Annotated in this window: 11 protein-coding genes; 6 read left to right on the forward strand and 5 right to left on the reverse strand. The window is 73.0% G+C overall.

Features of this window, described 5'->3' with window-relative positions; translation table 11 throughout:
- Nucleotides 1-40: 40 nt before the first annotated feature.
- Together JOD66_RS03590 and JOD66_RS03595 are read right to left on the reverse strand one after the other, a co-directional pair.
- Nucleotides 41-1,825, reverse strand: a complete 1,785-nt coding sequence (locus tag JOD66_RS03590) for an FHA domain-containing protein (protein WP_204835561.1) — start codon at nt 1,823-1,825, stop codon at nt 41-43.
- Between the two features lie 5 nt (nt 1,826-1,830).
- Nucleotides 1,831-3,150, reverse strand: a complete 1,320-nt coding sequence (locus tag JOD66_RS03595) for a protein kinase domain-containing protein (RefSeq protein ID WP_204835562.1) — start codon at nt 3,148-3,150, stop codon at nt 1,831-1,833.
- 105 nt (nt 3,151-3,255) lie between these two features.
- Here JOD66_RS03595 and JOD66_RS03600 point away from each other — a divergent pair, with 105 nt between their 5' ends.
- Both JOD66_RS03600 and JOD66_RS03605 read left to right on the forward strand, forming a co-directional pair.
- Nucleotides 3,256-3,957, forward strand: coding sequence for a vWA domain-containing protein (locus JOD66_RS03600; RefSeq protein WP_204835563.1), 702 nt, complete (start codon nt 3,256-3,258; stop codon nt 3,955-3,957).
- Complete coding sequence (locus JOD66_RS03605) at nt 3,954-4,844, forward strand: PP2C family serine/threonine-protein phosphatase (RefSeq protein ID WP_204835564.1); 891 nt, start codon at nt 3,954-3,956, stop codon at nt 4,842-4,844. Before JOD66_RS03600 ends, JOD66_RS03605 begins: the two co-directional genes overlap by 4 nt.
- 9 nt (nt 4,845-4,853) lie before the next feature.
- Here JOD66_RS03605 and JOD66_RS03610 read toward each other — a convergent pair whose 3' ends face one another.
- Together JOD66_RS03610 and JOD66_RS03615 are read right to left on the reverse strand one after the other, a co-directional pair.
- Entirely contained in the window at nt 4,854-6,380 is a 1,527-nt protein-coding gene (locus JOD66_RS03610; protein WP_204835565.1) for a hypothetical protein, read from the reverse strand.
- Nucleotides 6,381-6,382: 2 nt separating this feature from the next.
- The gene (locus tag JOD66_RS03615) at nt 6,383-7,195 is read right to left on the reverse strand and encodes a protein kinase domain-containing protein (RefSeq protein WP_204835566.1); all 813 of its coding nucleotides are present in this window, start codon (nt 7,193-7,195) and stop codon (nt 6,383-6,385) included.
- Nucleotides 7,196-7,343: 148 nt separating this feature from the next.
- Between JOD66_RS03615 and JOD66_RS03620 the strand changes: the two genes are divergently transcribed.
- Genes JOD66_RS03620 through JOD66_RS29350 form a run of 4 tightly spaced genes read left to right on the forward strand, consistent with a single transcriptional unit; the run spans nt 7,344 to nt 11,938 of the window.
- On the forward strand, nt 7,344-8,960 hold the full coding sequence (locus JOD66_RS03620; RefSeq protein ID WP_204835567.1) for an FAD/NAD(P)-binding protein: 1,617 nt from the start codon (nt 7,344-7,346) through the stop codon (nt 8,958-8,960).
- Between the two features lie 37 nt (nt 8,961-8,997).
- Nucleotides 8,998-9,432 carry a hypothetical protein gene (locus tag JOD66_RS03625; RefSeq protein WP_204835568.1) on the forward strand — a complete coding sequence of 145 codons (435 nt, stop codon included), beginning with the start codon at nt 8,998-9,000 and terminating at the stop codon, nt 9,430-9,432.
- A gap of 2 nt (nt 9,433-9,434) precedes the next feature.
- A complete protein-coding gene (locus JOD66_RS03630) occupies nt 9,435-10,649 on the forward strand; it encodes an FHA domain-containing protein (RefSeq protein ID WP_204835569.1) in 1,215 nt (404 codons plus the stop codon).
- Nucleotides 10,650-10,693: 44 nt separating this feature from the next.
- Entirely contained in the window at nt 10,694-11,938 is a 1,245-nt protein-coding gene (locus JOD66_RS29350; protein ID WP_204835570.1) for a Fic family protein, read from the forward strand.
- An 8-nt stretch (nt 11,939-11,946) separates the two neighbouring features.
- On the opposite strand, the gene JOD66_RS03640 is transcribed toward JOD66_RS29350, so the two are convergent.
- Nucleotides 11,947-13,962 (reverse strand): cation:proton antiporter domain-containing protein, encoded by a 2,016-nt coding sequence (locus JOD66_RS03640; protein ID WP_204835571.1) that lies wholly within the window; start codon nt 13,960-13,962, stop codon nt 11,947-11,949.
- Nucleotides 13,963-13,965: the final 3 nt, after the last annotated feature.

Consider the following 13,965-nt stretch of genomic DNA (forward strand, 5'->3'; position numbering starts at 1 on the left):
ACCCCGCAGGACCCCACGTCTGCGGGGGCACCGGCAGGTCCTAGTCGGTCTCGTCCTCGGCCTTCTCGATCAGGTCCTTCACCACGTCGATGGACCGGATCCGGCCGCTGGTGACGGTGCTGCCCTCGGCCGCGAACAGTGAGGTCGGGATGCCGATCAGCTGGCCGTCCTCGTTGATCGCCATGCCGCCGGAGTTGCCGGGCGCGATCCGGGCGTCGGTGTCGAGCTCGGAGCGCGGGCCGAGGTCGGGGTCGTTGAGGACCGTGGAGATGACGCCGGTCGTGACCGTGATCGACTCGCCGTCGCCGGCGACGGCCGGGAAGCCCAGCACGGTGACGTTGTCGCCGGCGCGCAGGTCGCCGGAGCTGCCGATCGGGACGGTGGGGAGGTCGAGGTTGCCGTCGATGGGCCCGCCGTTCTCGTCGGCGTAGATCTGGACGACGGCGACGTCGAGGTTGCCGTCGGCCTCGACGACCCGGGCCCGGTAGGCGGCCGGGGCGTTGGTGTCGGTCATGCCGTCGGTCAGCGAGATGAGCAGGTAGTCGGGGTCGGCGATGCGGACCTCGTCGCCGTACTTCTGCGCCAGGCCGGGTGACTCGGGTGCTGCGACGTGGGCGTTGGTGAGGATGAGGCCGTCGGAGCGGATGATCGAGCCGGAGCCGTGGTAGGTGCCGGTGTTCGACGGGTCGTCGATCAGGTGGCTCTCGGCGGTGATCTTGACCGTGGCGGCCTTCGCGGCCTCGAGGACGTCGGTGCCGCCTCCGCCGCGCGGTCGGCTCGGCTCGTCGCGGCCGGCCAGGAAGGCCACGCCGACGACGCCGACGACGAGCAGCAGGGCCGCGGCGACGCCGCCGATGACCGCGAGCCGCTTGCGGAGCCGGCGCCGGGCGATCCGGCGCTCCTCCTCGGCCGCGGACAGGATCGGCACCAGGGTCAGCTCGGGGCCCGCGACCGGATGCCCCAGGCGCAGGCCGAGCCGCTCGTCGAAGCGGGTGGTGGCGACCCGGCGCCCGTCGTGGAAGGTGCCCTCGTTGGAGAGGTTCGTGTAGGTCCAGCCGCCCGGAACCGGGTCGATCCGGCCGTGGACACGGGAGCAGGCCGGGTCGCCGATCACGACCGTGCAGTCGCTGCGACGCCCGACGGTGATCGGCGTGGGGTGGCGGAACCGGTGCTCGCGGCCCTCGGCGATCAGCAGCAGGTCGGGTCCGCTGCGCGGGGCGGGCGCGGCGCCGGGCGGGCCCGACGGGCGCGGCATCGCGAGGATCTGGGTGGCGTCGTTGCCGGAGATCGCCGGCGGCAGGCCCGGCGCGGCGGCCGGGCGGGAGCCCGGGGGTGGCGGCGCCCACGAGGGAGCCGACGGCATCGGGACGCCCATCGGCGGGGTGGCGGGAGGCGGCGACGCCGGCGGCGGAGCGACCGGGTACGGCGGCCGGGTCGCCTCGTTGACGACATAGGCCGGGGCGGCCGGCTCGGCGGGCGTGGCCGGCGGCGGGGCGGGCGCCACGGGGGTGGCCGCGGCGACGTCGTACTCCTCGGCGGGGATGATGGCGAGCGTCGAGCCGGGAGCCGGCGGGCCGCAGCGCACGGCGATCCGGCGCTCGATGGGGTACTCGGTGACCCGCTCGTCGTCGACGTAGGTGCCGAACTGGCTGCCGCGGTCGACCAGCACCCAGCCGTACTCGGTGGCGTGGAGCTCGGCGTGCTGGCGCGAGACCGAGCCGGCGGTGAGCACGACGTCGGCCTCGATGGCCCGGCCGATCCGGTAGACCGGCTGTCCCTCGAGGCGCAGCACCCGGCCCTCGACCTCGATGACGAGTGCGGACACGACGCTCACCCCTGTCCGTCGGGCGCGGGCCGGCGCACCTGCACCGTGGCGTTGCGGAGCTGGATCCGGGCGCCCTCGACCAGCTCGATGGTGCGGTCCGGCTCGAGCAGGAAGCTCTGACCGCCCGGGTAGGCGACCGGCCACGAGAAGTCGGAGGCGTTGTGGAGGCCCCACCGGTCCGGGGCGTCGGGGTGGCGGCGCACCCGGCCGAGCACCTCGGGGTGGTCGACGCCGGAGGTGAGGTGGTCGGAGCGCAGCGTGGTCTGCGGCCCGACGGCGACGGTGCGCCGCCCGACCTGGAGCAGATACGGCGGACGCACCTGGGTGCGGTCCTGCCAGCAGGTGACGCTCTCCTCGCCGGGACTCCAGAAGTTGGTCGTGCCGCACGTCGGGCACGCCAGCATCCCGTCGCGCAGCCGGTCGAGCGCCTTGATCCACTGTCCCTCGGTGACCCGGGCGCCCGGGTTGTCGATGCCGTCGACGAACGCCTGGACGAACAGGTCGCGCAGGAACTGCGGGTAGATGCTCCAGTACTGCTGCACGATCTGAGCCGGCCGGTTCTCGGACCGGGTGGGGTGCATGCAGAACAGCGGCTCGGTGCCGAAGTGGGTCATCAGCCAGTGGGCGTCGCGCATGCCGGCGTCGGTGCGCGCGCCCTCGAGCGGGTGGCCGAGGAAGAGGGAGTAGAAGAGCAGCACGGCCAGCGAGTGCCGGTCGGTGTCGGTGTTGGGCAGGGTGCGGTAGGTCGTGTCGCGGACCACCTCCGGCGCCATGAAGTACGGCGTCCCGAGGACCCGGCCGGTGCCGTTGTCGATGCCGACGTTGTCGTTGTCGCAGATCAGCACGTCGCCGTTGCCGGGGTCGAAGAAGACGTTGCCGAAGGAGATGTCGCGGTAGCACAGCCCGCGGGCGTGCAGCCGCAGGAAGCTGTAGCTCAGCTGGCGGCACAACTCGATGATCGAGGCGAAGGAGACGTCGAGCGGCTTGCCGTCGCGGTCGGCGTTGAGCAGCAGGTAGCTGAGCTCGAGGTAGCGGGGGTGGCGCAGGTGCATGACGTAGCCGAAGCTCGGCTCGGTGCCGACCCGGGCCATGCTGAGCGGCCACAGGAAGCGCTGGTGGGGCGACCCGATCTCGACGAGCTGCTGCATCTCGTCGTACTGCTGGGCGGTGGCGCTCTCGGGCTTGTACCACTTCAGCGCCAGCGGCTCGCCGGAGTCACGGCGCACCTCGAACACATAGCCCTGGCCGCCCTGGCCGAGCAGCGACGTCACCCGGGCGCGCCCCAACGGCCCGAGGTCGACCTCGACGCCCTCTGCCAGCACCATGGGTGTGACCGACCTCCGTTATCGCGTTCTCTGACCCGTGACAGGCTATAACCTCGACAGAACGGCGAGAGTTGAAACCCGACGCCCCGTGGAAGGAGGCCTGCGATGAGTGACCGGCTCGGTGGCGCCCTGGCGCGCAAGCCGCTGCACTTCATCTTCGTGCTCGACGTGTCGGGCTCGATGTTGCGCGGTGGCCGCATCCAGGCGCTCAACAACGCGATCACCGAGGTGCTGCCCCACCTCAAGGACGAGGCCCGGGCCAACCCGCACGCCGAGATGCTGGTCCGGGTCCTGGCGTTCGCCAACGAGCCGCAGTGGATCATCGAGGAGCCGACCCCGGTCGACCAGATCCACTGGCGGCGGCTGGAGGCGGTGCCCCGCGGGTTCACCGAGCTCGGCAGCGCCCTGCAGACCCTCGCCGGCGCGCTCGACCACCTCGACGAGTCCAACAGCGCCTTCCCGCCCGCGATCATCCTGGTCTCCGACGGCCGGCCCACCCAGAGCAGCGGCGTCACCTTCGCCGAGGGCCTGCAGGCCCTGCTCAACAACCGGTGGGGGGCGACCGCCGTACGCCTGGCGCTCGGAGTGGGCCGCGACGCCGACATGCACTCCCTGCGCCGGTTCATCGGCGACGAGGAGGTGCCGCTGCTGCGCGCGGACAACCCCGAGCAGCTCGTCGAGTACATCGTCTGGGCCTCCAAGGCGGCCAGCAAGGTCGCCTCGCGGCCGGTCGTCGGACCCGGCTCCGGCGTGCCCGCGGCTCCGCCGAGCCCGATCGGCGACCCGATCTGGAGCACCCTGGGATGACCGACCGGCCGGACGCCGATCCGGTGTGGAGCACCCTGTCCGGTACGACGATCGGCTCGGTCCACGTCCGCGACCAGCTGCCCATCCAGGACGCGGTGCACACCTGGACGTCCCCCGAGTCCGGCCAGGCGGTGGTCGCCGTCGCCGACGGGCACGGCCACAAGCTGCACTTCCGCAGCGACACCGGCGCCGCCCTCGCGGTGGTCAGCGTGATCGAGGAGCTGCGCCGGATCCTGCCGGCGGTCGCCGCGACCGGGGCCGACCGGGAGGCCGCCCGGGACCTGCTTCGGGGCGCCGCCGCCGGGCTGGTCGACACCTGGACGGCCAAGGTCCGCCACCACGCCGAGGCGCACCCGTTCACGGAGGCCGACCTGGAGCTCGGCGCCGCCGAGGACCCGCTCCGCCCCTACGGCTCGACCGTCCTCGCCTGTGCGGCGGTCGACGGCCTGGTGCTCTTCCTGCAGATCGGCGACGGCGACATCGTGCTGGTCTCCGGCGACGGCACCGCCTCCCGGCCGCTGCCCGAGGATCCCGACCTCGACGGACTGCACACCAGCTCGCTGTGCCAGCCACGGCCGCTCGACGCGCTGCGGATCTCGGTGCTCGACGTCCGCGAGCGCGACGTGGCGCTGGTGTTCCTGTGCACCGACGGCTTCGGCCGCTCCCGGGTCGACGCCGACGGTTGGTGGCGCCAGACCGGCGAGCAGCTGCTCGAGTTCGCCCGGGCGCGTGGCCTGGGCTGGGTGCGCGAGCAGCTGCCGGAGTGGCTGGCCGAGCCCGCGCTCATCGGTGGCGACGACACCACGATGGCGCTGCTGGTGCGCGGTGACGTCGCGGGGATCGACCGTCCCGACCTGGCCGACACGGTGCCGGCACCCGAGGGCTGAGCGGGACGCTCAGTCGTCCGAGGGCCACCAGGCCTCGAGCTTGGCGAGGTCGCCGTCGAAGTTCCGGGCGACGCCGTAGCAGTAGCAGTCGTCGGCGTTCCAGTCCCAGTAGACCGTCGCGGTCTCGCCGGTGCTGTCGGTGTAGGCGTAGTAGCCGCCCTCGGTCGGGCCCTCGCCGAAGCGCCAGGTGCCGCCGCCGCCCTGGGAGCCGGCCTGGTCGTACTGGCGCTTGTAGTACTTGCGGTCGGCCTTCATCTCCTTGCGGGTGGTGTAGCGGCCGACGCTGACGAGGATGCCGCTGTCGTCGGTCTCGCAGCTGCTCTCCTCGGTCTCGCCGGTGAAGAAGGTGCGCTCCCGGGTGCACTTGGCGACGTCCATGTTGATCTTGATGAACTCGATGAGCTTGGGATGGGCCGGCGCGGTCGGCTCGGTGACCCGCGGCGAGGTGCTGGTGAAGCTCGCGACGACGGCGTCGATGGTGGCGGTGCCCTCGCCCTCGAGGAGCGCGGACTGGCGGGCGCCCTTGCTGTCCCAGTAGACGACCGCGGGATCGGTGGTGCCGCCGCGCTCGGGGTCGTACTCGTAGAGCGCGGTCGCGTCGTTGTCGGCCGTCATGGTGCCGGCGCGGTAGTCGAGACGGGCGGTGCGAGCCGCGACCAGGGCCGCCTCGTCGGCGTAGGTGACCAGGCGCAGGGTGCCGGTGCTGACCGTGCAGGTCACGACCTCGCTCTCCCCCGCGCCCGGCTTGCCGGCCTTGCAGTCGGAGGTGCCGGTCGAGATCTGGCTGGCCAACGTGCCGTAGCGCTCGTCGAGGGACGCCGCGTCGACGGCGACCGCGGGCTCCTTCGGCCCGCTGGACTCGGTCTTGCCCGGGCCGGGCTCGTCGCCGCCTCCCGAGAGCGCGACGGCGGCGGCGATCCCGCCACCGACCACGACCACCCCGGCGACGGCGGCCGCGACCCAGACGCCGGCTCCGCGCTTCCGGGCGGCCGGCGCCGGGTAGCCCGGAGGCGGCGCATAGCCGCCCGGCGCGGAGGGGTACGACGCCGGCGCGGCGTACGGCGTCGGCGCGGAGGAGGTCGCCGGGGGCGCCGGCGGCCAGGCGGTGGGCGGCGGCGACGGGTACGGCGGCGCCGGCGCGCGGGCCGGCGCGACGGTCGGGGGCGGCAGCGGGCCGCCGGCGGGCCGGCTGGAGCGGTAGCGGAGCACGACGGCGAGCGGGACCTTGCCGACGGCGTACCCGAGCACGGCGGCCGCCCAGCTCGACGCCGCCTGGTCGTCGCCGCCACGGTCGCGGGCCAGGCGCAGCCCGGCCTCCTCGACGGCACGGCCGGGATCGGCGCCGCCGTCGATCATCTCGCCGAGCGGGTGGAGCACGCCGAAGCGGACGGCGTCGACGAGGAGGTTGATGTCGCCGGTGGTGGCCTGGTCCTCGGCGAGGACGTCGTCGAGGACGCCCCGGAACCCGGAGGCGTCGTCGAGGATCCCGGGCCCGTGGTCGGCGACCAGCTCGCGCAGGGCGTCGTGCAGCTCCATGCTCAGACCGCCGACCCCAGCTCGGCGCCGAGCCCGGCGATGCGGTCGGCGACCTCCGCGGCGGTGCGGGGGCGGGCGGCCACGTCGGTGGCGAGGCAGGCCTCGACCAGCTCCCGGGCGGCCGGCGGCAGGTCGGGCGAGAGGCGAGGCTGGGAGGCCAGGATCGAGCGCACCAGCAGCAGCGGCTCGGTGTCGCGCAGCTCGCCGTAGACGCCCTGGCCCGTGATCGCGAAGTGCAGAGTGGCGCCGAGGGACCAGATGTCGCTGGCGCGGGAGGCCTGCGCGCCGAGCATGATCGCCGGGTCGGTGAACTCCAGACCGATCTGCCCCAGCCCGGTGGTCACCATGCCGGGCGAGAGCAGCTGGGACAGGCCGAGGTCGGCGAGCCGCCCGCCGTCCTCGGCGAGCAGCACGTTGGCCGGCTTGATGTCGCGGTGGGCGATCCCGCGCTCGTGCAGCGCGTGCGCGGCCAGCGCGGCGTCGCGGACCGCGGCCACCCGCCGGCCGGCGCCGATCTCGACCTGTGGGCTCTCCAGGGAGCCGAGCGGCAGGAACTCCATGGCGTAGTAGAAGGCGCCGCCGTGGCGACCGGCGTCGTAGACCGCGACCAGCCGGTCGGAGTCGGCGACGCTGAAGTGCTTGAGCTCGCGGGTCGCGCGGCGGAAGGCGTCGTCGGAGGTGGGCCCGGCGATCACCTTGACCACCACCTCGCCGGCCGGGATGCCGAGCCGGGCGGGGGCGGTGGCGAGGTAGTTGGTGCCGTAGTTCGACTCGCCCAGCGGGCGGACGAACACGTAGTCAGCGATTCCCTGCACGCGGATCCTCCAGCGCCTCGTCGTCGGCCGGCTGCCTCGGCCAGGGACCAGCATGGCACGCGGCGGGGACGGGGAGCAGCGATTCCCCGGTCACGGGAGCCGCAACCGGTGTAGCGTTCCGGACGCCCTCAACGACCGAGGAGGCACGTTGATCGACCCCACCGCGGCATCCGTGGTCCCGACCACCGACCCGTCGACCTACCTGCCCGCGCAGCCGATCTCCGGCGACCTGAACGACCAGCTGCTGCAGACCGACTTCTGGACCGACGACATGGTCGCGGCCGCCGGGATCCCGATCGTGGACGTCCCGTTCGTCACCATCGGCGGCGGCATCGGCAGCTTCGTGACCGTCGACTACCTGCGCATCGCCGGCGTGCCGACCTCGCAGATGCGGGTGCTCAGCACGCTCGACTACCCGTGGCAGACCTACGAGTACCTCACCCGGGTCTCGCAGGTCCCTCGCCCCGAGCGGATCCGCTCCGACTCGGCGTCGCGGCCCGACAACATCTGGGGCTTCCCGTCGTACGGCTTCGCCGAGGGCGTGCGGCACTTCAACCTCAAGGTGCTCTGGCAGCTGTTCAGCGAGCCGATCTTCGAGGACTACTACACGCCCAAGGCCGGCAACGTCTTCGAGCAGCTCGAGCGCGAGGCCAAGCGGATCTCGTACGACGAGATGCTGGTCAAGGGCCTGGTCCGCATCGTCCGGCGCCGCTACGGCGGCGGCTACTTCACCATCCTGACCCCGCCCGAGGGCGCCTCCGCCACCAAGCGGGTCGCCTTCCGCTCGCAGTACGTGCACCTCGCGGTCGGCTACCCGGGCCTGAAGTTCCTGCCCGAGCTGCAGCGCTACCGCACCGAGAACAACGACTACCGCCACATCGTCAACGCCTACGAGGCCCACGAGCACGTCTACGAGCGGCTGGTCCAGACCCCCTCGACGGTGCTGGTGCGCGGCGGCGGCATCGTCGCCTCGCGGATCCTGCAGCGACTCATGGACGACCGCGAGAAGCATGGCGCCCAGACGAGGATCGTGCACCTCTTCCGCACCTACATCCGCGGCACCAACGACGGCTACGGCAACGAGGAGGACCCCCGCCCCGGCGGCGGGCGCACCCGGGTCACCATGCGCCGCCGCGGCGGCGACGGCTGGGCCTACCAGGGCTTCAACTACCCGAAGTCGGTGTGGGGCGGCCAGCTCAAGGCGCAGGTGCGCAATCTGGAGGGTGAGCAGCGGGCCGAGCTGTACAAGCGGATGGGCGGCACCAACACGCCGTACCGCAAGAGCTGGCAGCGGCAGATGAAGCAGGGCCGGCGCGAGGGCTGGTACACCTGCGTCGTCGGCACCGTCGACGAGATGCGGCCCAGCGGCGAGCGGATCCTCAACCAGGTCCGCACCGCACAGGGCGTGGTACCGGTCGAGGTCGACTTCGTCATCGACTGCACCGGCCTCGAGGCCGACATCGCCGAGCACCGGCTGCTCAAGGACCTGCTCGACCACGGCGGCGCCGGCCGCAACCCGGTCGGCCGGCTCAACGTCGACCGCACCTTCGAGCTGATCGGCACCCAGTCCGGCGGCGGCGTCATGTACGCGTCCGGCGCGACCACGCTCGGCGGCTACTTCCCCGGCGTCGACACCTTCCTCGGCCTGCAGGTCGCCGCGCAGGAGATCTACGGCGACCTCCACAGGCGCGGCTTCTGCAAGCGGATCGGGCCGGTGCGCTCGACCCTGCAGTGGTGGAAGTGGCTCGCCGGGAGCGCACCGTGAGCCGGCTCGTCGCGACGCACCAAGGAGTGAGTGCCTGATGCTGCCCACCCTCAACGGCCGGCTGCAGACCCGGATCTTCATGCTCGTCGTCTTCGGCGGGCTGATCACGCTGGTGCTGACGCCGATCCTCCCCGGCGACCCCGACTACCGCACGACGTACCTCATCCTCGCGGCGGTGCTCGTGCTCGGCGTGCTCTGGGAGCTGGTCTACCACGCGATCCAGCAGCTGCGGTGGGAGAAGGACTGGCCCACCATGTTCGGCCTGATCACCGCGCTCAACGAGGGCGCGCTGGTCTGGCTGCTGCTCGACCTGGAGCTGGTGCCCGGCATCGACTACCCCTACGACGGCGTGCCGTTCTGGGCCTTCTTCATCGACTTCTCGGTGATCTGGCTGGTCATCTGGGTCTGGACCAACGGCCCGATGCGGGTCCCGTTCATCCGGTGGCGCTTCTTCGGCGGAAGGATCATTTGACGATGACGAGGCACACCTCGGCAGACGACTGGACCGCGGCGACGGTGGTGCCCGGTCCCGGAGGCGGCACCCTCGCCCGGTTCGGGCCGGTCGTGCTCCTCGTCGGGTCCGACGACCCCGACGTCGTGCGCCCGTATCTCGAGCACGCGGAGATGGTGGCCGCCAACGGCGGCCAGGGCCGCCAGCTGGTCCGCGGGTTCGCGCTGATGCTGTCGACTGCCGTCGACCAGTCCCCCGGCTTCGCCGCGATCGCGCCCCACACCACCGGACTGGCGGTCTTCGTCGACGGCGACGTCGTGGTGCGGGTCGACGGCGAGGAGATCAGTGGCGCGGGCTCGCTGGCCTGGGTCGAGCGGCTGATCCCGTGGCCGGTGACCTCGGTTTCGGCATCGCTGCCGGGCGTCGTGGCGCCGGCCGACGGGTCGTCGTACCGACTCGACGGCGGGGTGGTGCCGGCCGGGTCGTTCGCGGTGCCCTCCGGCGACGGCACGCCGGCCGAGCCGGTCCGCCCGGCGACCCAGGTCCGGGCGGCGCCGGAGCCGGTCGTCGAGCCGGTCGTCGAGCCGGAGATCCCGGTCGTGGCGCCGGTCGCGGGCCGCCCCCTGCCGCCCGCGCCGGCCGACGAGCAGGTGAGCTTCCAGTCGGTGCTGATGAGCGAGGTCGACGAGGACCTCGACGACTTCGAGCCGCTGCCGATCGTGGAGGACGCGGCCCAGGTCCACGACGACCACGCCCACGCGCAGGTGCGGGGCGTGTACTGCAAGAACCAGCACTTCAACGACCCGCGGGTGCTCTTCTGCGGGATCTGCGGGATCAACATGGTCCAGCAGACTCCGGTCCTGGTGAACGGTCCGCGGCCGCCGCTGGGCGTGATCGTGCTCGACGACGGCGCGGTGTTCCAGCTGGACACGCCGTACCTGCTCGGGCGCGACCCGGCCCCCGACGAGCGGATCGTCTCCGGGGAGTTCCGCCCGCTGCCGATCATCGACCAGTCCAACCAGGTGTCGCGGGTGCACGCCCGGCTCGAGCTGCGGGGCTGGGACGTCGTGCTCCACGACAACAACTCGACCAATGGCACCTACGTGCACCTGCCGAAGACGCCCGACTGGGTGCGGATGCCGCCCGGCAGCGAGCAGGTGCTGGTGCAGGGCACGCGGGTCCGGATCGGCCACCGCACGCTGGCGTTCAACACCCATGCCGGCAACGCCACCGGCTGAACGGTTACACCACTTTGTCGAATAAAGTGGTGTAACGTGGCGGGGTGAGCCAGGAGCGCGGCGGCGTCCAGTCCGGGTTCGTGCTCGGCTGGGAGCAGCATGCCTGGGACCGCGCGCCGGACCTCCCGGCATCGCGCCGCCAGTCGCTCGCCGCCCGCGGTCCGTACCAGGCCGCCGTGCCGGCCGCCATCGCCGGGCTGGACGTCCGCGTCGACGCCGCACTCCAGGCGGAGGCGGAGGATGCGGTCCGCGAGATCACTCGCTTCGACGCCGAGGTCACCGCCCTCGCCGAGCGGCGCGCGGCCCAGGAGGGCGCGGCACCGGTTGCGGAGATCGCCCCGCTGGCCTCGGTGCTGCTGCGCACCGAGTCCGCCTCCTCCTCCGAGATCGAGGGCGTCACGGCCGGCGCTCGCGCCCTCGCGCTGGCCGCCATCGACGCCCAGGCCGGGCCGAACGCGCGGCTGGTCACCGCCAACGTCACTGCCCTGCGACGAGCCATCGAGCTGGCCGACGCGATCGACGTCGAGGCGATCCTCGCGGCGCACGAGGCACTGCTGGGCCCCCACGCCTACGCCGCGCCCGGTCGGCTGCGGGACCAGCAGGTGTGGATCGGCAGCACCGCACGGAGTCCGCACACCGCGTCCTTCGTGCCACCCCATCCCAGCCGGGTTCCGGCAGCCCTCGACGACCTCATCGCCTTCGTGCACCGCGCCGACCTGCCGGCGCTGGTGCAGGTCGCGATCGCGCATGCCCAGTTCGAGACCATCCACCCGTTCAACGACGGCAACGGGCGGACGGGCCGCACGCTGGTCCATGCGATGCTGCGCGGCGCCGGCGTCACCCGGACTCTGACGGTCCCGGTATCGGCAGGCCTGCTGACCGACACCTCGGCGTACTTCGACGCGCTCACCGACTACCGCCGCGGGATCGTCGAGACGATCATCCGGCAGTTCGTCGACGCCTCGTTCCGCGCCATCGGCAACGGGCGCCGACTGATCGACGATCTCGAGGAGGTCCACCAGGCCTGGAGCGACCGGCTCCCCTCGCGCCGCGGATCGGCGGCGCGGCAGCTGCTTCCCCATCTGCTGAGCCAGCCCGCCGTCGACGTGGCCTACGTCCAGGGGGCGACCGGCGTCGCCCTCTCGGCCGCCCAACGGGCGGTCGAGCAGCTGGAGGCGGCCGGCATCCTCAGCCGCGTGGGAGGCGGACGACGCAACCGGGTCTGGGTCGCCGCCGAGGTGATCGACGCACTCGACGCCTTCGCCGAGCGGGTCGGGCGGCGCGGCTAGGCCCCGCCCTACACGACCGCCTCCGCGGCGAGCGGCACGGCTCCGAAGTCGACCGGCGCCGCGTCCAGCTCGGCCCGCACCCGGACGGCGGCACCCCCGCCGAACGCCCCGACCTCCAGCGGGACGGCGGCCAGCGGGCCCGCGTCGGCCGCCGGGTCCGCGAACCGCACCCCCCGCGCCTCCAGTGCCGAGCGGACAGCGGCCTGGCGACGGCCACCCTCGCCGCGCAGCGCGAGCGTGGCGCCTCGGGCGAGCGCGACCCGGGCACCGTGGACGACGGCGGCCTCGCCGTCGCTGCCGGGCGCCCAGTCGACGACCACCGGCGCGTCGGGGGCGGGCGGCGTCGTACCGGCGGCGACCACGACGACCGGGGACTCGTTGGCGGCCACGACGGCGGCGAGCGACGGGTCGTCGGACCAGGCGACCAGGCCCTGCGGGGCGAGTGCGCCGACCAGCTCGACCAGGTCCTGCTCGACGTCGGCGCTGGGGTGCGCGATCACCCGGACGGGTACGCCGAGCTCCTCGCCGAGGTGGACCAGGACCTGCTGGCGCTCCATCGCCGCGGCCATCTCGGCGAGGTCGAGGGAGAGCCCGCTGCCGACCTCGAGCGGCCGCCCCTGCGGCGTGAGGTCGGCGAGCACGATCTCGGCGGGCCGGGCGCCGGCGAGCGCGGCCACGGCGAGCTCCACCGGCAGCCGGTTGTCCTGGCCGTCGCGGGCCAGGACCAGGATCCGGTCGACGGCCTCGGCGCCGAGGGCGGCCCGCTCCGCCTCGGCGATGTCGCGGGCGACCCGGCGCTGGGGGTAGACGAACGACAGCAGCGGACCGGTCATCACCGTCGTGACCAGCGCCATCACCACCATCATGGTGAACAGCTCCTGGCTGAGCAGGCCCTTCTCCAGGCCGACGTTGAGGATGATCAGCTCGGTCAGCCCGCGGGTGTTCATCAGCAGCCCGAGCGAGCTGGCCTGCCAGTGCGGGACCTGCTGGAGCCGCGCGCCGACGTACGCACCGACATACTTGCCGACGATGGCGACCGCGAGGATGCCCAGCATCGGGACGATGTGCTCGGTCCCCAGCCCGCGGATGTCGACCTTGAGGCCGGAGAGCAGGAAGAACACCGGCAGCAGCAGAAGTACCGAGATCTGCTCGAGACGGACCAGGATCTCGTGGCGCAGGGCCGCGGCGTTCTCGTGGGGGATGATCGCGCCGAAGAGGAAGGCGCCGAAGATGTAGTGGATGCCGAGGACCTCGGTGGTGGCCGAGAAGAGCAGCATCCCGACGAGCACGACCGACAAGATGGTGGGCGTCAGCTCGCCGGCGCGCTGGTAGGCGCGGGTCAGGCCGGAGAGGGCGGGGCGCACCACGAACACGGCGACGGCGACGAACGGGACGGCGAGGTAGATCGCCCAGGCCGGCAGGTGCCCGTGACCGGCGTCCACCCCCGCGATCGCGAGCACGACGGCCAGCAGCGTCCAGGCGATGATGTCGTCGGTCGCGGCGCAGGCGAGCGCCAGGCCGCCGGTCTCGGTGCGGTGCATCCTGCGGTCGGTGAGGATCCGCGCCAGCACCGGGAACGCGGTGATCGACATCGCGGCGCCCATGAACAGCGCGAACGGCCAGAACTCCGCGTCGGCCGGCTTCAGCGCCTCGGTGGCGCCGCTGCTGACGAACAGGTGGGCCAGCCCGATGCCGAGGGCGAAGGGCAGCGCGATCGAGGTCAGCGACACCGACACCGCGACCTTCTCGCGGCCGCGGACCAGCGAGAGGTCGAGCTCGAGCCCGACCACGAACATGAACAGCACCAGGCCGACCCGGGCGAGCACGTCGAGGAAGCCGCGCTGGTCGACCGGGAACAGGTCCTGGCTGAGCTGTACGCCGAGCAGGCTGGGCCCCAGCAGCACCCCGGCCGCGATCTCGCCGACCACCGGCGGGATGCCGATCCGGGCCACCGCGGCGCCGGCCAGGCGCGCGACGACGATGATCAGCGCGAGCAGGGCCAGGAGGACCGCGAAGTCGAGCACCGT

Origin of the sequence: Nocardioides nitrophenolicus, from assembly GCF_016907515.1 — a bacterium.
Taxonomy (GTDB): domain Bacteria; phylum Actinomycetota; class Actinomycetes; order Propionibacteriales; family Nocardioidaceae; genus Nocardioides; species Nocardioides nitrophenolicus.

Coding starts and splice junctions, on each gene's coding strand:
- JOD66_RS03595 (WP_204835562.1), bottom strand. CDS start 3,150: ATGGTGCTGGCAGAGGGCGTCGAGGTCGACCTCGGGCCGTTGGGGCGC.
- JOD66_RS03600 (WP_204835563.1), top strand. CDS start 3,256: ATGAGTGACCGGCTCGGTGGCGCCCTGGCGCGCAAGCCGCTGCACTTC.
- JOD66_RS03605 (WP_204835564.1), top strand. CDS start 3,954: ATGACCGACCGGCCGGACGCCGATCCGGTGTGGAGCACCCTGTCCGGT.
- JOD66_RS03610 (WP_204835565.1), bottom strand. CDS start 6,380: ATGGAGCTGCACGACGCCCTGCGCGAGCTGGTCGCCGACCACGGGCCC.
- JOD66_RS03625 (WP_204835568.1), top strand. CDS start 8,998: ATGCTGCCCACCCTCAACGGCCGGCTGCAGACCCGGATCTTCATGCTC.
- JOD66_RS03630 (WP_204835569.1), top strand. CDS start 9,435: ATGACGAGGCACACCTCGGCAGACGACTGGACCGCGGCGACGGTGGTG.